Annotated in this window: 16 protein-coding genes and 1 pseudogene; 6 read left to right on the forward strand and 11 right to left on the reverse strand. The window is 72.3% G+C overall.

The window, feature by feature from the left end:
- Nucleotides 1–17: 17 nt before the first annotated feature.
- The 3 genes from BGP73_RS14570 to mycP all read right to left on the reverse strand — a co-directional run bounded on the left by BGP73_RS14570 (nucleotide 18) and on the right by mycP (nucleotide 4,101).
- Nucleotides 18–455, reverse strand: a complete 438-nt coding sequence (locus tag BGP73_RS14570) for a hypothetical protein (protein WP_069814864.1) — start codon at nucleotides 453–455, stop codon at nucleotides 18–20.
- 275 nt (nucleotides 456–730) lie between these two features.
- Entirely contained in the window at nucleotides 731–2,308 is a 1,578-nt protein-coding gene (locus BGP73_RS14575; protein ID WP_079127531.1) for an outer membrane protein assembly factor BamB family protein, read from the reverse strand.
- 440 nt (nucleotides 2,309–2,748) lie between these two features.
- A complete protein-coding gene (mycP, locus tag BGP73_RS14580; protein ID WP_079127532.1) occupies nucleotides 2,749–4,101 on the reverse strand; it encodes a type VII secretion-associated serine protease mycosin in 1,353 nt (450 codons plus the stop codon).
- 172 nt (nucleotides 4,102–4,273) lie between these two features.
- Between mycP and eccE the strand changes: the two genes are divergently transcribed.
- From eccE to BGP73_RS22160, 3 genes and pseudogenes are all read left to right on the forward strand, one after another.
- Nucleotides 4,274–5,677: a type VII secretion protein EccE gene (gene eccE / locus BGP73_RS14585; protein WP_079127533.1), complete on the forward strand. Its 1,404-nt coding sequence runs from the start codon at nucleotides 4,274–4,276 to the stop codon at nucleotides 5,675–5,677.
- Entirely contained in the window at nucleotides 5,677–6,429 is a 753-nt protein-coding gene (locus tag BGP73_RS14590; protein WP_069814868.1) for a hypothetical protein, read from the forward strand. The genes eccE and BGP73_RS14590 overlap by 1 nt, the downstream gene beginning before the upstream one ends.
- Nucleotides 6,430–6,719: 290 nt before the next feature.
- Nucleotides 6,720–8,858, forward strand: a pseudogene (locus BGP73_RS22160) (SCO5717 family growth-regulating ATPase); the annotation flags it as partial.
- 206 nt (nucleotides 8,859–9,064) lie between these two features.
- Here the strand turns inward: BGP73_RS22160 and BGP73_RS14600 are convergent.
- The 8 genes from BGP73_RS14600 to rimP form a co-directional block, all read right to left on the reverse strand.
- Nucleotides 9,065–10,036, reverse strand: coding sequence for a bifunctional riboflavin kinase/FAD synthetase (locus BGP73_RS14600; RefSeq protein ID WP_069814872.1), 972 nt, complete (start codon nucleotides 10,034–10,036; stop codon nucleotides 9,065–9,067).
- Between the two features lie 191 nt (nucleotides 10,037–10,227).
- Complete coding sequence (gene truB / locus BGP73_RS14605) at nucleotides 10,228–11,136, reverse strand: tRNA pseudouridine(55) synthase TruB (protein ID WP_069814874.1); 909 nt, start codon at nucleotides 11,134–11,136, stop codon at nucleotides 10,228–10,230.
- Entirely contained in the window at nucleotides 11,133–11,627 is a 495-nt protein-coding gene (rbfA, locus tag BGP73_RS14610) for a 30S ribosome-binding factor RbfA (RefSeq protein ID WP_069814876.1), read from the reverse strand. The genes truB and rbfA overlap by 4 nt, the downstream gene beginning before the upstream one ends.
- Before the next feature lie 79 nt (nucleotides 11,628–11,706).
- The gene (locus BGP73_RS14615; RefSeq protein ID WP_069815366.1) at nucleotides 11,707–12,003 is read right to left on the reverse strand and encodes a DUF503 domain-containing protein; all 297 of its coding nucleotides are present in this window, start codon (nucleotides 12,001–12,003) and stop codon (nucleotides 11,707–11,709) included.
- Nucleotides 12,004–12,197: 194 nt separating this feature from the next.
- Nucleotides 12,198–15,194, reverse strand: a complete 2,997-nt coding sequence (gene infB, locus BGP73_RS22165; protein ID WP_079127535.1) for a translation initiation factor IF-2 — start codon at nucleotides 15,192–15,194, stop codon at nucleotides 12,198–12,200.
- A gap of 143 nt (nucleotides 15,195–15,337) precedes the next feature.
- A complete protein-coding gene (locus tag BGP73_RS14625) occupies nucleotides 15,338–15,652 on the reverse strand; it encodes a YlxR family protein (RefSeq protein ID WP_069814881.1) in 315 nt (104 codons plus the stop codon).
- A 100-nt stretch (nucleotides 15,653–15,752) separates the two neighbouring features.
- Entirely contained in the window at nucleotides 15,753–16,775 is a 1,023-nt protein-coding gene (gene nusA / locus BGP73_RS14630) for a transcription termination factor NusA (RefSeq protein WP_069814883.1), read from the reverse strand.
- A gap of 2 nt (nucleotides 16,776–16,777) precedes the next feature.
- Entirely contained in the window at nucleotides 16,778–17,305 is a 528-nt protein-coding gene (gene rimP, locus BGP73_RS14635) for a ribosome maturation factor RimP (RefSeq protein ID WP_069814885.1), read from the reverse strand.
- Between the two features lie 222 nt (nucleotides 17,306–17,527).
- On the opposite strand from rimP, the gene BGP73_RS14640 reads away from it, so the two are divergent.
- The 3 genes from BGP73_RS14640 (at nucleotide 17,528) to BGP73_RS14650 (ending at nucleotide 19,754) form a co-directional block, all read left to right on the forward strand.
- Nucleotides 17,528–18,097 carry a hypothetical protein gene (locus tag BGP73_RS14640; RefSeq protein ID WP_244501209.1) on the forward strand — a complete coding sequence of 190 codons (570 nt, stop codon included), beginning with the start codon at nucleotides 17,528–17,530 and terminating at the stop codon, nucleotides 18,095–18,097.
- 50 nt (nucleotides 18,098–18,147) lie between these two features.
- Complete coding sequence (locus BGP73_RS14645) at nucleotides 18,148–18,657, forward strand: ferritin-like domain-containing protein (RefSeq protein ID WP_069814887.1); 510 nt, start codon at nucleotides 18,148–18,150, stop codon at nucleotides 18,655–18,657.
- 146 nt (nucleotides 18,658–18,803) lie between these two features.
- On the forward strand, nucleotides 18,804–19,754 hold the full coding sequence (locus tag BGP73_RS14650) for an aminoglycoside phosphotransferase family protein (protein ID WP_069814889.1): 951 nt from the start codon (nucleotides 18,804–18,806) through the stop codon (nucleotides 19,752–19,754).
- The last annotated feature ends 28 nt before the right edge of the window (nucleotides 19,755–19,782 follow it).

The raw sequence follows: 19,782 nt of genomic DNA on the forward strand, positions 1-19,782 counted from the left end.
CCATCTTCACTCCCCCATCAGCTGAAGGCGCCGCCATCGACAGTCTCGCCACTGCCGATCTCGGGGGTGTTCGCCCCGGCGCCGGTCGGAGACTGGTAGTGCTTCTCGGTGCGCGCCATGATGGCGCGCAAGCGCGCCGCCTGCTCCGCGTCGATGCCCTGGTAGTCCTTGTCCGCCATGTCTACGGCGAGTCCCATGGCCTCGATCTGCTCGCAGAAGGTGCGGGAGAGTGTTTCGAGCCGGGTGCGGATCTTCTCGTAGTGGCTCGCCAGTTCCTCGGCCGCCGCGAACCCGGTGCCGAACGCGGTGGTGGATACCGCCTGCTCGCCGAGTTTGTGCGGTGTGGCCGCGGACGCGTCCAGTCCGATCAGTATTTCGTCGATCCGGCTCTTGAAGGACTGGAGACTGACGCTCCCCACATCGAGGTTCTCGCCCCCGCCGCCTCGACCCCCCATAAGGCTGATCCCCCTCCGTCGCGTTTGTGAAGCTTGATCCACTTACCCTAGTCACACGCTGCGACGTACCCAACACGCTACCAGCGAAGGTGAGGTGAGTCATCGTCGGGTAATACGGAAGGACGGGCTGCTCTGCTAGCCCGGGCGGGATGCCTCGGAACGCACGAACGGATGACACGCGTGTGGCCGCCCGGTCTTGAGGTTCGATTTCGAACCTCAAGACCGGGCGGCCACTTGGTGCCGGCCTCGGCGTCTCGCGCCGGAGGCGGGTGTGGTCAGTCCTCGCCGAAGGCCACGAGGAGCTTCTCGTCGCCGGTCAGGCGAGCCGCACCGATGTAGAAACGGCCGTCCTCGTAGAGAACGACCGAGGAGTAGAAGCCGTCCTCGATGCCCACCGACGCGGCCGGGTTCTTCATCAGGACCTCGGCCTTCCCGTCGCCCGCGTCGAGGCTCAGGATCGCGCCGCTCTCGTCGTACGTCGGCTCCTGGTAGGCGATGAGCTTCCCGTCCTCGGTCCTCATCGGACTGGAGGTCGCACCCTCGGCCGGGCTCGCCTTCCACTTCACCTTGCCCGTGTCGAGGTCGAAGGCGTGGATCTCGTTGCTGCGGCCGAACGTCTCGTCGTCCTTCTCGGCCGCGGTCGGCAGGTAGAGGGTGTCGGCGTCAGCGGCGATGCCCCGGCAGCTGTCGGGGTCGTTCATCGAGAGCATGCCGCAGGCCGGCTGGTACTTCCCCTGGCCCAGGTCGAGTTCGGAGCGGAGCTTGCCCTTGTCGTCGACGGCCACGACGCCGGCTCCCTTGCGGTCCTTCTCCCCGACCAGGGAGACGACCGCGGGCGAAGTCGAGAAGATCTTGCTGACCTCGACTTCCTTCTTGGTCTGGTAGCTCCAGAGCGTCTTGCCGTTGGCCGGGTCGACCTTCTCCAGCTTCGAACCGGTGTCGAGGCAGGAGGAGATCCGGAGGAGTGCCTCGCCTCCGGCGTAGCCGTCGACGGAGCAGCCGGCCGGCATCTTGGGCTTGGGAAGCTCCTTTCCGTCGCTGACCCGAAGCAGCGTGGTTCCGCCGAACCAGGTGACGCCGGCGGCGTCACCGCTGATGGCCAGTGACGTCCAGGTGTAACTGGAGCCGAACCCCCCGCCCTTCGGCAGCGGATTGTCCCAGACCTTCTTCCCCGTCTTGAGGTCGATCATGGCGACCTTGCTGCACGAGTCCTTCTTGCCCTCGTAGGCCACCACGACCTTGTCGTCCTCGCTGGCGCTCTTGGGAGCGGCGCAGACGTTGCCGCCGAGCTCGACGGTCCACTCCTCGTCCCCGGAGGACACGTTGTACCCGGCGACGGAGGTGAGGAACGGTTTGACGACGGTCTTGCCTGCGGTCCAGAGGCCCGGTGAGTCGACCCCGCTCTTGGGGACCTGGGGCGAATCCTGCTGCCAGAGCAGTTTGGCTTCACCGTCCCCGCCGACGCCCTCGAGGCCGCCGCCGTCCCGACCGCCGGCGTCGTCGTCCTGCGGCTTGTCCTCGCTCCTGTCTCCCCCGTCCTTCTCCTTGCCGTCGCTCGCCGAGCTTCCCTCGGCGACCTTCTCGTCCTCGCTCTTGTTGAGCGCGAACACCACTCCGCCGGCTATCAGGGCGAGCGCCACCGCGGCGGAGCCGATGATGACGGCGAGTCGCTTCTTGGAGCTGCCTCCCGGCCCCTTGCCCGGTGCCCCGTACTGCGGGTTGGCACCGTACTGCGGGGCGGCTCCGTACTGCGGGGACGGCGGCTGGGCATAGGGGTTCGCCGCGGCGTTCGGGTCGGCGGGCCCCCAGCCGGGGGGTGTGCCGGGAGGCGGGCCGGCCGGCGGCGGGGGCATGCTGGGCGGCTGGCTCGGCGGCGGCGGTGCGCCGTGCCCGTCAGCGGACGATCCGGCCGGCGCGGCGGGCGGTGGCGGCATGTTCGGCGGCTCGCCGGGCGGGGTCGCTCCCCCGTTGGAAGAGTCCTGTGGTGGGCCGAATCCGCCCTGCGGCGACTGCTCGGGCGGCTGTGGTGGCTGAGACATGAACTGCGTACCTCTTCTGGTCGGCCCGCCACCCGGCCGGCTTTCCCGTCCCCCGGTACACCCGCCTCCCAGGAGCTGGCGAGAAGCGGGTCGGACGCAGTCCCTGCCGACGGACGGCGTTCAATATTTCGTAAAACCCTACCGTCTGTCGATTCGCCGTTCGGGAGCGCCCGTCGCATCGGTACCCGCTCACCATCACCTGATGACGCTGGTGTGACACGGGGCTGTTGCCGAGCGTCGTTCTAGGCGGCGGGTCAGCCGCGTCGGCGCCGGTGGTCGCGGAGGACGATGGCGGTGCCCGCCACGACGACGGTCAGCAGGACGGTGCTGCCGAGGGCATACGTCGCGTACCGCGTCTGGCGTTCCTGCGGCGTCTCGCCGACGCTCAGCGCCGCCGGCTCCGGTGGCGGGATCTTCCACAGTCCGGAGTCCGGTGTGGGTTCGGCGATGCGGCGGTCGTCCTCGGTGAGCGCGCGGGCCGGGTCGACGACGCCCCAACCGACGTTGTCGTCACGGCCGTTGATACTGCGCTCGGCGGTCTGCTGGATCTGGGCGGCGATCTCGTAGTTCTTCCAGTCCGGGTGTTTGGCGCGGAGCAGCGCGGCCACGGCGGATACGTAGGGGGCGGAGAAGCTGGTGCCGTTGTCGACACACTGGCCGAAGCCCGGGACCGTCGAGACTATGTCCACTCCGGGCGCGGCGACGTCGACGAAGTCGCCGCGCTGGGAGAACGGCGCGCGTTCGTTGTTGCGGTCCGAGGAGGCCACGGCGATGACGCCGTCGTAGGCCGCCGGATAGGTCTCCTTGACCTTGCCGTCCAGGCCGTCGTTGCCGGCTGAGGCGACGACGACCGCGCCGTGGTCGAGCGCCCGGTTGACGGCCCGGTACAGCACGGAGTTCTTCGAGATCGGTTTCTCGGTGTCCTGCGAGATGTTGATGACGTCCGCGCCCTCTCGCACCGCGTGGTCGATGGCGAGCGCCAGTGTGCCGGTGGTCCCGTTGCCCTTCTCGTCGTTCTGCCGGATCGGGATGATCTTCGCCTCCGGTGCCAGGCCGACGAAGCCGGTGCCTTTCACGGGCCGGGCGGCGATGATGCCGGCCACCTTGGTGCCGTGCCCGACGGTGTCCACCGTCCCGTCGCCGCTGCTCTTCCCGGCCTTGGCCCCCTTGACGAAGTCGGCTCCGCTGCCTGCGTCCACCGCCGCCTTCAACTGCGGATTGGCGCGGTCGACCCCGGTGTCGATGACGGCTACTCGGACCGGTTTCCCGCTGGGATCACGCCCCTTGGTGTCCTGCCACAGCTGGTCGAAGATCACGCGTTGCAGGGCCCAGGGCCGGCCTTTGAACTGCTCCTTCATCGGGTACGTGCAGCGGCCCGCCTGCTCTTCGTCCTCGGCCAGGGCGACGGTCCGGGTGCTGACTCGTTCGCTGTCGGCGAGCGCGGTGGCGCCGTTGCGCGGCTCGGCGACCACCGGGGCGGAGGCGGGAGCGAGGGAGACCGCGGCGAGCAGCGCGGCCGTGAGCAGCGAGACGGGTACCGGAGCAGGGGGTGCGGAGCGCCTGCCCGTGCCGTTGGACGCGGTGCGCTGGTCCCGTCGGGACACCATGATCGCTGTTTCCCCCGAGTGCTCGTGGCCTGGACGGGCCTCGTCGCCCGTCGTCGTTCGCCGACTACTATGCCGGGCTGCGGTCGGCACCGCGCGTGCGGGTAGGGTGACGTTCGGTCAACTCCCCTGCGGGCGGGGAATATCGATGGATACAGCAGGGGGCTTGGAGCGCATGGCTAGGGCAGGGACGACCTGGTCGAGGGGCTCGGGCACCGCTCCGGTCTCCGAGGCGACCATCCCGCGCGGCGGTTCGGGCGGTCGGGGTGCAGAGGCTGCTCCGTCCGGGTCTGCTGGTCCCAGGAGCGCACGGGCCGGTGCGGCGGCCGGGCGGGACCAGGAGACGGCGGCCACCGGTTCCGCGGTGCTGCGGCTGGACTCCCGAGCAGCCCGGCTGGGTCCGTTGGGGCTGCGCCAGTTGGTACTGGTGGAGCTCTCCGCCGCGGTTCTCCTGGTGGCCTGGGTCGTCGACCCGCTGTTGCTCATCCCGGCCACTCTGGTCGCCGCCGCGCTGGTACTGCTCGCTCTGCTGCGCCGGCGCAACCGTTCGCTGCCGGAGTGGCTGGGGAGTGTGCTGGCGCTGCGCCGCAGGCAGCGTCGGGCGGCCACCGGGCTGCTCGCCGTTGGGCCGCAGACCGATCCGCGGCTGGCGCCGGTGGTGGAGTGCGAGCCGTCGCTGCGGACGTACGGTTTCACCGTGCGGGATCACCGCACGGTCGGGATGGTCGGAGACGGCACCTTCCTCACCGCCGTCCTGCAGATCGAGCCGAGGTCGGTGGGACTGCGCCCTCGGCAGGCGCTGCCGCTCGGGCCGCTGGTGGACGCGTTGTCCGGGGTCGACGGTATCCGGCTGGAGTCGGTGCAGATCGTGCAGCACACCCAACCGGCGCCGGCACCGCACCTGCCGGAGCAGTCGGTGGCGGCACGCAACTACCAGCCGCTGCGCGAGTGGGAGAGCGCACCGTCGGTGCGGCTCACCTGGGTCGCGCTGAGATTCGACCCGGAGCTGTGCGCGGAGGAGGTGGCGGCGCGCGGCGGCGGGCTCGACGGGGCGCAGCGGTGTCTGCTGCGCGTGGCCGACCAGTTGGCCAGCCGGGTGACGGGAGCGGGTTTCCAGGCGACGGTGCTGTCGGAGGACCAACTGCTCTCCGCGGTGGCCACCTCGCTGTGCGCGCACCCCATGGCCACGGCCCAGGCCGGCCGGGCGGACCGCCCGGCACGGCGCACCAGGGAGTCGGCGCGGACCTGGCGGTGCGACGATCGTCGGCATACGACGTTCTGGGTGGCGCGCTGGCCGCAGTTGGGGGCGGGCGGGGTGTCACTCCCGCAACTGGTGGCGCCGCTGACCTCGGTGCCGGCACTGGCCACGACCTTCTCTCTGACCCTGCGCGGACGAGGCAGACGGGAGGTTTCGGTCGCCGGTCATCTGCGGGTCACCGGCCGGAGCGACCGGGAACTGGAGTCGGCGCGGCGGGCTTTGCTGGAGACCGCGAACGGGCTACGGACCAACCTCGTCCGCTTGGACCGTGAGCAGTTGCCGGGTCTGCTGGCCACGCTCCCGCTGGGAGGTGCGCACTGATGTCCGCAACTGGTACACCACCGTCCTCCGGGGCGGTGCGGGCCGGGCGCCGGCCGCGCACCGGCTTCGGGTTGATCGGCCCGCGCCGGGAACGGCACGCTCTCACCGCGGAACGGCTGTCCGCGCTCTCCCTGCCGGTGGGTGACGACGGGGTGGTCGTGGGCGTGGGCGAGGACGGCGGTCCGGCGGTGCTGGGCTGCCACCGCGCGGCCCCCTCGCAGGTGGTGCTGGTCGGCGGTGTCTGGACGGCCCAGGTCCTCGCGCTGCGGGCCGCGGGTACGGGGGCCCGGGTCGCCGTCGAGACGGGGCGGGCCTCGACCTGGGCGGCGTTGGCGCAGGCTGCGGGGGGAGAGCAGCAGTGCATGACGTTGCACGATGTCGGGCGGGTGCCTCCGATGGGCGCCTCGGTGAGCAGCCCGGTACTGGTGGTCCGGGACTGCGGTATGAAGCCGCCGCGGGGCCGGGTGACGCCCGCGCCGTGGCAGTCGGTGCTGACCCTGCTGCCGTATCTGAGCCCGGCCGCCCCACGGTTGATGGAGTTCGCGGACGTCGTCGGGGTTCAGCGGGTGTCCCCCGACGAGGCGGCCAGGACGGCCCGGATCCTCGGGTTGTCGGCCGAGGAGTCGGAGGCGCTTCCGACGCTCGACGACGGCGTCACGCTCTGGTGTTCGGGGCGGGAGCGGCGGCTGGTGACGACCGCGCCGACCGACGTGGAATCGGGTCTGCTGGGTGTCGCCCGGAGGATGGACTGAGCTCCCCGTCCGTTCGCCGAGCCGTGACCTCTGGTCTACTGGTGGCCGTGTTCCCGTCGTCGGACGGCTGCTTGGGGACGGGAGCGGCGTACGGAACTCCTCGCGGATGCGGACGGCCCTGCCGTAGTGGCCCCCGGGGTGTTTAGGCTTGCCTTGGGCGCGGCCACAGACCCGCGGCAGCCGGCTGGTGCGGGCGGCGTCGCGCTCCGGGGGATGCGCCGAACGGTCAGACGTTCTTCGGGTCACCCCTGATGCGGCAGACGTGGGCGTCGGAGCAACCAGGAGGCATTGTGAACAGCGATCGGGACGAGAGCCGCGCGGGCAGGGACACTCCCGGCGGGGATCCGTCCGACGCGGAGCCCGACCACACGGGCGAGTTCACCATCGACTACACCCCGCCGGCCTGGTACACCCAGGCCCCTCCGGCATCCGCCGGCGGTGCCGCGGGGCAGGCCGGCCCTTCGGCGGCCTCGGCAGCCGTTGCGGGGGAAGGGGACGCCGGGACTCCCCTCACCGAGACTGAACCGGAAGATGCCATTCCGGCGGGTGCCCAAGGCGTGGGTGAGACGTCCGTCTCCGCCGCGCCGGCCGCCTCGTCGCACCCGGAACATTCCGTTGGGGCTCCCGCTGCTGACCGGTCGTCCGATCCCTCGGACCCCACCACCGCGGAGGCCGAAGCGGAGGACGAGCCGGAGGACACTCCTCCGCCCGGCTGGCCGGCGCCCCCGGCCTCCCCGGGCGCGGCGGCGCCGGCGGGTCTGCCGCCGCTGCCCCCCGACTTCCAAGCCGCCGGTCCGCAGTCCGGCCCGGCCCCGGCGACCACCCCGCCGGCACCTACTCCCCCGACTGCGGTCCCACCGCAGGCGCCCGCCGGTTACGGGTACCCGAGGCCGGCTGCGCCCTGGCCGCCGCAACAGGGTGCGCAACCCCCCCAGCAGCCCGCCGGCTACGGCTATCCCCAGCCGCCGGCCGGTGCCCCGGGCGGGTGGCACGGAGCGCCGCCCACTCCCCCGGCGCCCTCCGGCCCCACCTCCCCGGAAGCCACCCGGCCGGCTCCGACGCCCGCGGCCGACGGCCCGGCGCAGGACGGACAGCAGCCCGGCGGCCAGCCGGGGAACGCCCCGGCCCACGGCGGCAACTACGGTTATCCGCAGCCCGGTGCCCCCGCCCAGCCGGCTCCGGCTGCCGAACAGCCCGCGGCACCCTGGCCCCCACAGCCTGCGGCGGGCCAGCAGCCGGGGACGCCGGCTCAGCCCGCGGCCCATCAGCAAGGGCAGGTCGCACCGGTCGATCCGCGCGCCGGAGGCTGGCCCACCGGTCCTGAGCCGGGTCAGCAGCAAGGGGGCGCGCCGCTCGGCTACACCGCCTCCGTGGAACTCTCCGCCGACCGTCTGCTGCGGGACAGGAAGCAGAAGCCGAAGAGCAGGAACGGCGGTGGCTCACGCTTCAAGCTGGGCGGCAAGAAGGAGGAGGCCGAGCGGCAGCGGAAGCTCGCGCTCATCCGCACCCCGGTGCTTTCCTGCTACCGGATCGCGGTGATCAGTCTCAAGGGCGGGGTGGGCAAGACCACCACGACCACCGCTCTCGGGGCCACGCTGGCCAGCGAACGGCAGGACAAGATCCTCGCGATCGACGCCAACCCGGACGCCGGCACGCTCGGCCGACGGGTCCGCCGGGAGACCGGAGCGACCATCCGCGACCTGGTGCAGGCCATCCCGCACCTGCACAGCTACATGGACATCCGCCGGTTCACCTCGCAGGCGCCCTCCGGTCTGGAGATCATCGCCAACGACGTGGACCCGGCCGTCTCCACCACCTTCAACGACGAGGACTACCGCCGCTGCGTCGATGTACTCGGCCGGCAGTATCCGATCATCCTCACCGACTCCGGCACCGGGCTGCTCTACAGCGCGATGCGCGGGGTCCTGGACCTCGCCGACCAGCTCATCATCGTCTCGACTCCGTCGGTGGACGGTGCCAGCAGCGCCAGCACCACGCTCGACTGGCTCTCCGCACACGGCTACGCCGAACTGGTGCAGCGCAGCATCACGGTCATCTCCGGGGTCCGCGAGACCGGAAAAATGATCAAGACCGAGGACATCGTGGCGCACTTCCAGACGCGCTGCCGAGGGGTGCAGGTCGTCCCGTTCGACGAGCACCTTTCCGCCGGCGCCGAGGTCGACCTCGACATGATGCGGCCCAGGACCCGCGAGGCGTACTTCAGTCTGTCCGCACTGGTCGCCGAGGACTTCGCCCGCCACCAGCAGCAGCACGGGCTGTGGACGCCGGACGGCAACCCGCCTCCGCAGACCGCCCCTCCGCTGCCCGGCGCGCAGCAGGCGCCTCCGCCCCACGGTGGTCATTACCCGGGCCATCCGCAGCAGGGATGGCAGCCCGGGGCGGCGCCTCCCCCGGCACCGCAGCAGCCCGGCTGGCCCCAGCAGCAGCCCGGCCAGCCCGGTGGTTACGGCTTCCCGCAGCAGTAGGGACGCTCACGGGCGGGGGACCCGCGGCTCGCGGGTCCCCCGCCCGTTCTTGGCCGGTGCTCCGCCGCGGGTGGGTTCCGCTGAGTCACCGGGAGAGCCTGACCGCCCCGGCGCATCGCCCTGGGAGGCCGAGCGCTTCCCGGCGGCCCTCAGCGTGTCGAGGCGGGTTCCTCGGTCCCGGCGCCGGTGATGAGCGCCCGGCAGCGCTGCACGTCTTCGGCCATCCGCTCCAGCAGTAGCTGGAGCGATTCGAACTTCTCCTGGCCGCGCAGGAAGGCGAGGAAGTCCACCGCCACGTGCAGCCCGTACAGTTCCAGCCCGACCCGGTCGATCGCGTAGGCCTCCACCGTCCGCTCCACCCCGTCGAACTGCGGATTGGTGCCGACGGAGACGGCCGCGGGCATGGATTCGCCGTCGACCACGAGCCAGCCGGCGTAGACACCGTCGGCCGGGATCGCCGAGTGCGGGAGGGTCTCCAGGTTGGCGGTCGGGTAGCCGAGTTCGCGGCCGCGTTGCGCACCGCGGACCACCACCCCCTCCACCCGGTGCGGCCGGCCGAGGATCTCCATCGCCCCGGCGACGTCTCCCTCAGCGACCAACTCGCGGGTCAGCGTCGAGGAGAACGGCTCGCCCCCGCCCGCGGCCCCTCGGACGTACAGGTCGACCACCTCGACCTGGTAGTCATGGCTCTCGCCCAACTCGGCGAGGAGTTCGACGTTGCCGGCGGCCCGGTGTCCGAAGCGGAAGTTGGGCCCTTCGATGACGGCCTTGGCGCGCAACTTGTCGACCAGGACCTTGACCACGAAGTCGGCGGGCGAGAACTGGGAGAACTCGGTAGTGAACGGCAGGATCAGCATCGCGTCCACACCGAGTTCCGCCATCAGTTCGGCCCGCCGTGGATAGGACGCCAGCAGCGGCGGGTGGCTGCCGGGGCGGACGACCTCACTGGGATGGGGGTCGAAGGTGACGACCACCGCTGGGAGACCCAGCTCACGAGCGCGCTCCACCGCCCGGCCGATGATCAGTTGGTGGCCGCGGTGCACGCCGTCATAGGAGCCGATGGTGACCACGCTGCGGCCCCAGCCCTCGGGGATCTCCTCCAGCCCTCGCCAGCGCTGCACTGTGACTGCTCCTCGCCAAACTGTCGACCGCGGTGCCGCCAGGCACCGCCCCCATGTCCCTATCGGTACACGGCCCGGAAGCCGCTCCCTAAGCCTGCCATGCCGGGCAGTCCGCTCCGCACCGGACCTCCGCCGTCGCCGGCGGGTCGGTGCGGAGGCGCCGTCCTCCGTCGAAGCACCGGACGATCATGTCAGGTGAAGACCGCCAGGCTCTTCGCCTTGCCGCCGCTCTCCTCCACCAGGGCCAGGAAGCGACTCTCCGGCTCCGGTCCGAAGACGGCGACCGGACCGGTGGTCCCCAGGCCCGGCGTGTTGATGCGGACGCCGTTGCCGAGCAGCCTGGCCTGCTCACCGTCCACGTCCCAGCGAGGGAAGGCGGCTGCCGCCGCCTCGCCGATCGGCATCACCGTCAGCGACTCCTCGAGCTGCTGCAGGCTGCGGGCCGCGTCCAGGCCGTACGGCCCGACACGGGTGCGCCGCAGCGCGGTGAGATGGCCGCCGACGCCCAGCCCCGCGCCGAGGTCGCGGGCGAGCGCCCGCACATAGGTGCCCGAGGAGCAGGCGATGGTGGCGTCGACGTCCAGCACCTCCGTACCGTCCGCCGCCTCCACGGCACGTACCGCGTGGACGGTGAACGAGGAGACGGTGACCGGCCTGGCGGCCAGTTCGAACTCCTCCCCCTCCCGCACCCGCGCGTAGGACCGCTTGCCGTCGACCTTGATCGCGCTGACCCTGGACGGCACCTGCTGGATCTCGCCGGTGAGCTTGGCGACCCAGCCGTCCACTGCTTCCCGGCTCACCCCGGCCGTCCCGGCCGACGCGGTGAGCTCACCCTCGGCGTCGTCGGTGAGGGTGGCCTGACCGAGCCGGATGGTCGCGGTGTACTCCTTCTCGGTCAGCGCCAGGTGGCCGAGGAGCCGGGTGGCCTTCTCCAGACCGATCACCAGGACCCCGGTGGCCATCGGGTCCAGTGTCCCGGCGTGGCCGACGCGGCGGGTGCGGGCGATGCCGCGCAGCCGCGCGACGACGTCGTGCGAGGTGTGTCCGGCGGGCTTGTCGACGATGACCAGGCCCGCCGGAGCTGTTCCGGTGCGCTTCATGCCGGGGAGGAACCCCCGCTGCCGCTCTCGCCTCCGGCGTTGCCCGAGGCGTCGTCCTGCTCCTCGTTCTCATCGGCCGGCTTGCGGTACGGGTCTGCTTCCCCCGCGTAGCTGGCTCCGGTGGAGGACTCCCGCACCTGCTCGTCCTGGGCACGCGCCCGGGCGAGCAGGTCGTCGATGGTGCGGGCGTTTTCCGGCAGGGCGTCGGGGACGAACGTCAGGGTCGGGGTGTAGCGGACCCCGGTCTGCCGTCCCACCTCGGAGCGGAGGACGCCCTTGGCGCTCTCCAGCGCGGCTGCCGAGGCCGCGCGCTCCTCGTCGTCCCCGTAGACCGTGTAGAAGACCGTGGCCTCCCGCAGGTCCCCGGTGACCCGGGCGTCGGTGATCGTGACGAACCCCAGTCGCGGATCCTTGATGCGCCGATCCAGGGTCTCCGCGACCACGACCTGGATGCGGTCGGCCAGCTTGCGGGCCCGCGCGTTGTCGGCCACTGGTCCGTCTCCTTCTGTCTCTTCCGTGTGTTGCTTCAGTGGGTTCCGAGGCCGCTGCCCGGGCGACCGCTGTCGTCGTTCACTCGTCCTCGTCACCGTGGAACCGCCGCCGTACGGACAGCAGTTCCACTTCGGGCCGGTCGGCGACCATGCGCTCACACCGGTCCAGCAGGTCCGCGAGGTGGCCTGCCTCTCCGGAGACCGCGCAGAGGCCGATACGGGCCCTGCGGTAGAGATCCTGGTCTCCGACCTCCGCCACGCTCACCCCGTACTTCCGCTGGAGCTCGGCGACGATCGGCCGGACGACCGAGCGCTTCTGCTTCAGCGACCGTACGTCGCCGAGGAGCAGGTCGAAGGAGAGCGTCCCGACGTACATCGGCATGGGGTCACCTCCCGTACTCCGAGGCCCGGGAGGTCGTGCCCCCGGCCGGAGTCTCGTGATCCGGTCTTCTTCCGCGGCCGCGCCCGACAACCACCGGGACCACGGGCCTGGAGAACCCTACGTGCGACGGCCGGGGCCGGTCGACGGAAATACCCTCCGCCGACCGGCCCCTGCTCATCCGACGTGGATCAGCCGCGTGGCTTCTCCCGCGTCTCGTACGTCGCGATGACGTCGTCGACCTTGATGTCGTTGTAGCTGCCGAGGTTGATACCGCCCTCGAAGCCTTCCCGGATCTCGGTGACGTCGTCCTTGAAGCGGCGCAGGCCCTCGATGGTGAGGTTCTCCGCGACGACCTTGCCGTCCCGGACCAGGCGCGCCTTGGTGTTGCGGCGCACCTCGCCGGAGCGGACCAGGACACCCGCGATGTTGCCGAGCTTGGACGAACGGAAGATCTCGCGGATCTCCGCCGTACCGAGTTCGACCTCCTCGTACTCGGGCTTGAGCATGCCCTTGAGCGCCGCCTCGATCTCCTCGATGACCTGGTAGATCACCGAGTAGTACCGGACGTCGACACCCTCGCGCTCGGCCGCCGACGTGGCGCGGCCCTCGGCCCGCACGTTGAAGCCGATGACGATGGCGTCGGAGCCGGCCGCCAGGTCGATGTCGGTCTCGGTGACCGCACCGACCCCGCGGTGCAGGATGCGCAGGTCCACCTCTTCGCCGACGTCGAGCTGGAGCAGCGAGGACTCGAGAGCCTCCACCGAACCGGACGCGTCGCCCTTGATGATGAGGTTGAGCTGCTGCACCTCGCCGGCCTTGAGCACCTTGTCCAGGTCCTCCAGCGAGACCCGGCGGGTCCGCTTGGCGAACGCGGCGTTGCGCTCCCGGGCCGCCCGCTTCTCGGCGATCTGCCGTGCGGTGCGGTCCTCGTCGACGACGAGGAAGTTGTCGCCGGCGCCGGGGACGTTGGTCAGTCCCAGCACCAGGACGGGGGTCGCGGGCCCCGCTTCCTCGATGTGCTGCCCGTTGTCGTCGAGCATCGCCCGGACCCGGCCGTGAGCGTCGCCGACGACCATGGTGTCGCCGACCCGCAGCGTGCCGCGCTGGACGAGCACGGTCGCCACGGCACCGCGGCCGCGGTCGAGGTGCGCCTCGATCGCGATGCCCTGTGCGTCCTGCTCCCGGTTGGCCCGCAGGTCGAGCGAGGCGTCCGCGGTGAGGACGACGGCCTCCAGCAGGCTGTCGATGTGCAGCCCCTGCTTGGCGGAGATGTCGACGAACATGGTGTCGCCGCCGTACTCCTCGGCGACCAGGCCGTACTCGGTCAGCTGACCGCGTACCTTCGTCGGGTCCGCGCCCTCGACGTCGATCTTGTTGACCGCGACCACGATGGGCACCTCCGCCGCCTTGGCGTGGTTGAGGGCCTCGATGGTCTGCGGCATCACGCCGTCGTTGGCCGCCACCACGAGGATCGCGATGTCGGTGGACTTCGCACCGCGGGCACGCATGGCGGTGAACGCCTCGTGGCCCGGGGTGTCGATGAAGGTGATCCTGCGCTCTTCGTCGTTGACGTGGGTGGCGACCTGGTAGGCACCGATGTGCTGGGTGATGCCGCCGGCCTCGCCCCCACCCACGTTGGTCTTGCGGATGGCGTCGAGCAGCCGGGTCTTACCGTGGTCGACGTGACCCATGACGGTCACCACCGGCGGACGCGGCAGCAGCATCTCCTCGCCGCCCTCGTTCTCGCCGAACTCGATGTCGAAGGACTCGAGAAGCTCGCGGTCCTCCTCCTCCGGGCTGACGATCTCGACGACGTAGTTCATCTCTTCGGCGAGCAGTTGCAGCGTCTCGTCGGAGACCGACTGGGTCGCGGTGACCATCTCGCCGAGGTTGAGCATCACGGCGACGAGCGACGCCGGGTTGGCGTTGATCTTCTCCGCGAAGTCGGTGAGCGAGGCACCCCGCGACAGCCGGACGGTCTGCCCGTTGCCGCGCGGCAGCATCACACCGCCGACCGACGGGGCCTGCATGGCCTCGTACTCCTGGCGCCGCTGCCGCTTCGACTTGCGTCCGCGACGCGCCGGACCGCCGGGGCGGCCGAAGGCACCCTGCGTACCACCGCGGCCACCGGGGCCGCCGGGGCGACCGCCGAAGCCGGGGCGGCCGCCGAAGCCGCCACCGCCGCCGGGACGACCGCCGAAGCCGCCGCCACCGCCACCGGGACGACCGCCGCCACCACCGCCGGGGCGGCCACCGAAGCCGCCACCGCCACCGGGACGACCGGCACCGGGACGACCGGCACCGGGACGACCGCCGCCGGGGCCCGGACGCGGGCCGGCAGCCGGACGCTGCGGCATCATGCCCGGGTTGGGACGGGGACCGCCGGGACCAGCGGGACCGCCACCGGGACGGGGACCGCCCTGCGGACGCGGCATGCCGCCCGGCGTCGGACGGGGAGCGCCCTGGCCCTGCGGACGAGGCCCGCCCTGGCCGCCGCCCTGCGGACGGGGACCGCCACCGGGGCCCTGCGGACCACCGGGGCGGGGGCCCGGCCGGGGCGCGGACGGACGTGCCATGCCGGTGCTGCCACCGGAGGTGAAGGGGTTGTTACCCGGGCGCGGCCCGGAGGGACGACCGCCGCCGCGACCGCCCTGGCCACCGGGGCGCGGTGCACCGGGGCGTGCGCCCTGACCCTGGCCCTGAGCCGGGCGTCCCGGCCGGGGGCCGGGGGTGGCGCCGGGCTTCGGTGCCGGGGGCGCGGTGAACTCGGGTGCCGCCGGGGCGGCGGGGCCGGGCTTGGGCGCCTGCCGTTCCGGGGTCTTCGGGGCCGGCGGTCCCGGGCGCGGCCCGGGGGTGGGCGGCTGGGGTGTGCTCTTGGGCCCTGGCGTGGCCGGCCGGGGGCCGGGCGTCGGGGCCGCCTTGCCGCTCGCCGCCGGCTTGGCGGGGCCGGGGGTGGGCGGGGTCGGCTTGCCGGGCGCCGCCTTGCGGGGCGCGGCCGGCTTGGCAGCAGGACGGCCGGAGCCGTTGCCCTGCTGGAAAGCGTCTGTCAGTTTGCGTACAACCGGTGCCTCGATGGTCGAGGACGCCGAACGGACGAATTCACCAAGTTCCTGGAGCTTGGCCATGACGACCTTGCTCTCTACTCCCAGCTCCTTGGCGAGCTCGTATACCCGGACCTTTGCCACTTCGCTCCTTCTGGTCCGGATTCCGCCGGACCGTCGCTACTTCATGGGCGTACTCATCGCGTACTCATCGAGTGCTCATCGCAATCTCGACCTACTTCCGACTCGCGAGGTACCTGACCGCACGGACTTCCCGTGCCGTTCTCTTACGGTTGCGCCTGTTCGGGCCGTACAACCCGCTCGGCGTCTGCGGCCTGCTCGACGGTGCGGCGCAGTTCCGTGGTGTCCAGCGCTCCCTTCACCCGGAAGGCCCGGGGGAACGCCCGACGGCGGATCGCCAGATCGAGACAGGCCGGTACGGGGTGCACATACGCTCCCCGACCGGGCAGCGTACCGCGAAGATCGGGGACGCACCCGTCCTCGACCCGCACCGTACGCAGCAGATCATCCTGGGCCGCACGCTCACGGCACCCCACACAGGTTCGCTGAGGGCATGCACGAGCATGCGTCCGGCCAGACACAGTTCAGTCTACCTCCCCGAACACCCTGTCCCCTAAGGGGTAAGGGGCCGCCCGGCTCCACCTATTCCGCGTTCTCTCCGGCCCGAAGGGTCGGAGACCGTCACATCCGGTCGCCGGCCGACTCCGTCTCGGTGTCCGGGCGGATGTCGATCCGCCAGCCGGTGAGCCGGGCGGCCAGCCGGGCGTTCTGCCCTTCCTTGCCGATCGCCAGGGAGAGTTGGTAGTCGGGGACGGTCACCCGAGCGGACCGGGCCGCCAGATCGACGATGTCCACCTTGCTGACCCTGGCCGGGGAGAGGGCGTGGGCCACCAGCTCCGCCGGGTCCTCCGACCAGTCCACGATGTCGATCTTCTCGCCGTTCAGCTCGGCCATCACCGCGCGCACCCGGCCCCCCATGGGGCCGATGCAGGCTCCCTTGGCGTTGATGCCGGGGCGGGTGGAGCGCACCGCGATCTTGGTCCGGTGCCCGGACTCGCGGGCGATGGCGGCGATCTCCACCGTGCCGTCGGCGATCTCCGGCACCTCCATCGCGAAGAGTTTCCGGACCAGGTTGGGGTGGGTCCGGGAGAGCGTCACCGACGGTCCCCGCACCCCCTTGGCCACCCGGACGACATAGCAGCGCAGCCTGGTGCCGTGCGGGTACTCCTCGCCCGGCACCTGCTCCTGGGTGGGCAGGATCGCTTCCAGCTTGCCGATGTCCACCAGGACGTTCTTCGGGTCCCGGCCCTGCTGGACGACGCCCGCGACGACATCGCCCTCCCGGCCCGCGTACTCGCCGAAGGTCAGCTCCTCCTCGGCGTCCCGCAGCCGCTGGAGGATGACCTGCTTGGCGGTGGTCGCCGCGATCCGGCCGAACCCGGAGGGGGTGTCGTCGAACTCCCGCGGCTCCTGCCCCGGCTCGACGTCCCCGCCGCCCGGCTCGTCGGCGGAGCCGACGTCCTCCTTCGCCCACACCGTGACGTGGCCGGTGGTCCGGTCCAGCTCGACGCGGGCCTGCCGGCGGCTCCCCTCGGTGCGGTGGTAGGCGATGAGGAGGGCCGACTCGATCGCCTCGACCAGCAGGTCCAGGGAGATCTCCTTCTCCCGGACCAGCCCCCGCAGGGCACTCATGTCGATGTCCACGGCTACGCCTCCTCTTGGCTCTGGCCGTCGGCGGCCTGGTCACCGGCGCTGCCGGCCTTGCGGTTGAACTCCAGCTCCACCCGGGCCTTCTCGACCTCGTCGAAGGCCAGCCGGCGGTCGGTGGGCTTGCGGCCCTTGACGCCGGGCACCCGCACCTCGATGCCCTCCTCGTCCACGCCGGTGATGCGGGCGACGAGTTCGCCGCCGTCGGTCAGCCGGGCCTTGATCAGCCGGCCCGTGGCGCGCCGGTAGTGGCGCGGCTCGCTCAGCGGCCGGTCGGCGCCGGGAGAGGTGACTTCGAGGACGTAGGGGTGTGCGCCCATGGCGTCCGTCTCGTCGAGCCGCTCGGAGACGACCCGGCTCAGCTCGGCGCAGGTGTCCAGTTGGACGCCGTCGTCGGAGTCGACCACGACCCGCAGGACGCGGCGCTTCCCGGCGGGGGTCACCTCGATCTCTTCCAGGTCCAGGCCTCTTGCGACGACCAGCGGTTCGAGCAGTCCGCGCAGCCTTTCGCTCTGGGTGGTGCTCATCCGGGTGACTCCTCGGCCGCGTGTGCTGTTGTGGGAAGGGCGCGTGTCAGGTCAGAGGATATCGGGTCGCCGGGGTTCCCGGTCGCCACCTCCCGGTGGCCGAGTCGAGCCGCTCGGCGATGCGGCGGGCCTCCGCGGGTACGCTCAGCACGACCGATCAAGAATTCGCATCTCGAATCCGCCATCCACCGCCGAGGCCTTCGCACACCGGAAAGGTGCACCGTGCCGCTCGTCACACCGCTGCGGGAAGCCCGATGCGGGCTGGACAGGAGGGGGCTGCTGGTCGGTGCGGCGGGTGTCTCGGCACTCCTCTTCCTCCGGCCGGGGACCGGCGGCGCGTTGGGAGGAGCGGGCTCGGACGGGCCGAGCGCCGCCGAGCAGCGGCTGCGTCGGCGGGCGGCTCGCGATTCGAAGGCCCTGCTGGCCCGGTACGAAGCCACCGTCGAGGCACACCCGCGGCTGAGCGAGCGGCTCCGGCCGCTGCGGGAGCAGACCGCGCGGCACGTCGAGGCCTTCGCCGACCCAGAGCGTCCGGACCCGATCTCCGGCTCCGCTTCGCCCGGGGCGTCTCCCGGTGGGGCGGATCGCGGCACGGACGGGAAAGAGGCGAGGCCGGTGGCGGTGCCGAAGAGCGAGCGGGCCGCGCTCAAGGCGCTGGCCGAGGCCGAGGACAGCGCCGTCCGCCGCCGTGGGGAGGCCCTGCTCGATGCTCCCGGAGAGCTGGCCAGGCTGCTGGCATCGGTGGCCGCGGCGGGGGCGGCCCATGCCTACCTCCTGAGGGAGGACGCCTGAATGGGCGGGGTCCGGGGGTGGGCGGCAGCCGACCGTGAAGGAGGTATCCGATGACCCGTTCAGCGGTTCCGTCGGCCCGTGCGGACGCCGGGCGGCCGGAGGACGCGCTCGACGCGGCGCAGGCGGCGCTCGCGGCCGAACACGCCGCCGTCTACGGCTACGGGGTGGTCGGCGGCCGGATCTCGGAGAAACGGGTGAAGGAGGCCCGCACCGGGCACGAGGCCCATCGGGCCCGGCGGGACGCGATGCACCGTGTGGTTCGGGACCTCGGGGGGCGGCCGGCGGCCGCCGCCGCGGCCTACACGCTGCCGTTCCCGGTGCCGGACTCGGCTGCCGCCGTGCGGCTCGCCGCCGAACTGGAGGAGCGGGTGGCCGCGGCCTACGCCGACCTGGTTCGGGTGGCCGAGGGGTCGCTGCGCCGGGAGGCTGCGAGCGCGGTACGTGAAGCCGCGGTGCGGGCGGTTCGCTGGCGGGGCGGCGGGGTGGCCTTTCCGGGGCTCGGCGAGCGGCCGGCGGACACCCCCGCCGAGACCGCGAGCCGTTCCGCGGACGCCCTTTGAGCGGCGGCGAGGCCCGGCGTCGGGAGCGACCGGGAACCTGGGTAGGGACGGAGCCGGAGCACCGTCCCGTAGTCATCGGCTGAGGCATCGGGCCGCCGGTTCCCGGCGAGCTACTGTTCGAAGCGAGTGAAAGGGGGAGCCGGGGGATGGCTTCTCGAGCACGGCCCGGGGACGGCGACGCCTCCTCCCCTCTTGAGCCGCCGGAGCGCCTGGTGCGGGCGGTGTACGAGGAAGGCGGGGAGAGTGACCGGGAGTGGTTGGCGGCTCTGCCCGTGCTCACCGCGGCGGCGCTGGAGCGTTGGGAGCTGACCCCCGGGCGGATCCAGCGCCCGGGCGGCCGCGGCAGCCTGGTGCTCCAAGTGCGTCGGGCGGACGGCGGCCCGGCCGCACTGAAGCTGTTGTCGCCCCGGATACGTGCGCGCCGGGAGCACGCCGCGCTGGCGCACTGGGACGGCTGGGGCGCGGTGCGGCTGCTGGAGGCCGATGCCACCGCGGGGGAGCTGCTGCTCGAACGGCTCCATGGAGACGTGCCGCTCAGCTCCCTGCGGGAGTCGAAGGCGCTGTTGGAGGCCGCGGGGACCATCCGGCGGCTGTGGGTGGATCCGGGGCCGGACCACCGTTTCGCGACGGTCGCCCAGCGCACCGGTGCGGCGGCGCGGGGGCTGCGCCAGGCGGTCGACGCGGAGCCGCTCGCCGAGGATCTCCGCCCCCTGATCGAGGAGGCACTCGCCGTGCGGGCGGAGCTGGTCGAGGGCTCCGCGGCGTCGCTGCTGCTGCACGGGCGGTTCCGGCAGTCCAAGGTGTTGTCCGGGGAGCGCGCGCCCTGGCTGGCGGTGGGTCCGGAGCCGCTGGTCGGCGAGCCGGCCTACGACCTGGCCCGGCTGGCGAGGGACCGCTTGGAGGACCTGATCGCCGCTCCGGGGGGATCGGCCGCCGCCCGCCGGCGGGTGGCCGGCCTGGCCGACTCGCTGGAGGTGCCCGCCGAGCGGCTGCGCGGCTGGACGTTGTTCCGGGCGGTCGAGTCCGGGGTGCGGCTGCTGTCCCTGGGCAGACGCCGGGAGGCCGAGGCCGTCCTGGAGTTCGCCGGCTGGCTCTGAGACGCGGTGAGGCGGGACGCCCCGGGCC

The organism is Streptomyces sp. TP-A0874 (assembly GCF_001748085.1).
In the GTDB taxonomy this organism is placed as follows: Bacteria; Actinomycetota; Actinomycetes; order Streptomycetales; family Streptomycetaceae; genus Streptomyces.

Coding starts and splice junctions, on each gene's coding strand:
- BGP73_RS14570 (WP_069814864.1), bottom strand. CDS start 455: ATGGGGGGTCGAGGCGGCGGGGGCGAGAACCTCGATGTGGGGAGCGTC.
- BGP73_RS14575 (WP_079127531.1), bottom strand. CDS start 2,308: ATGCCCCCGCCGCCGGCCGGCCCGCCTCCCGGCACACCCCCCGGCTGG.
- mycP (WP_079127532.1), bottom strand. CDS start 4,101: ATGGTGTCCCGACGGGACCAGCGCACCGCGTCCAACGGCACGGGCAGG.
- eccE (WP_079127533.1), top strand. CDS start 4,274: ATGGCTAGGGCAGGGACGACCTGGTCGAGGGGCTCGGGCACCGCTCCG.
- BGP73_RS14590 (WP_069814868.1), top strand. CDS start 5,677: ATGTCCGCAACTGGTACACCACCGTCCTCCGGGGCGGTGCGGGCCGGG.
- truB (WP_069814874.1), bottom strand. CDS start 11,136: ATGAAGCGCACCGGAACAGCTCCGGCGGGCCTGGTCATCGTCGACAAG.
- BGP73_RS14615 (WP_069815366.1), bottom strand. CDS start 12,003: ATGTACGTCGGGACGCTCTCCTTCGACCTGCTCCTCGGCGACGTACGG.
- rimP (WP_069814885.1), bottom strand. CDS start 17,305: ATGAGCACCACCCAGAGCGAAAGGCTGCGCGGACTGCTCGAACCGCTG.
- BGP73_RS14645 (WP_069814887.1), top strand. CDS start 18,148: ATGACCCGTTCAGCGGTTCCGTCGGCCCGTGCGGACGCCGGGCGGCCG.
- BGP73_RS14650 (WP_069814889.1), top strand. CDS start 18,804: ATGGCTTCTCGAGCACGGCCCGGGGACGGCGACGCCTCCTCCCCTCTT.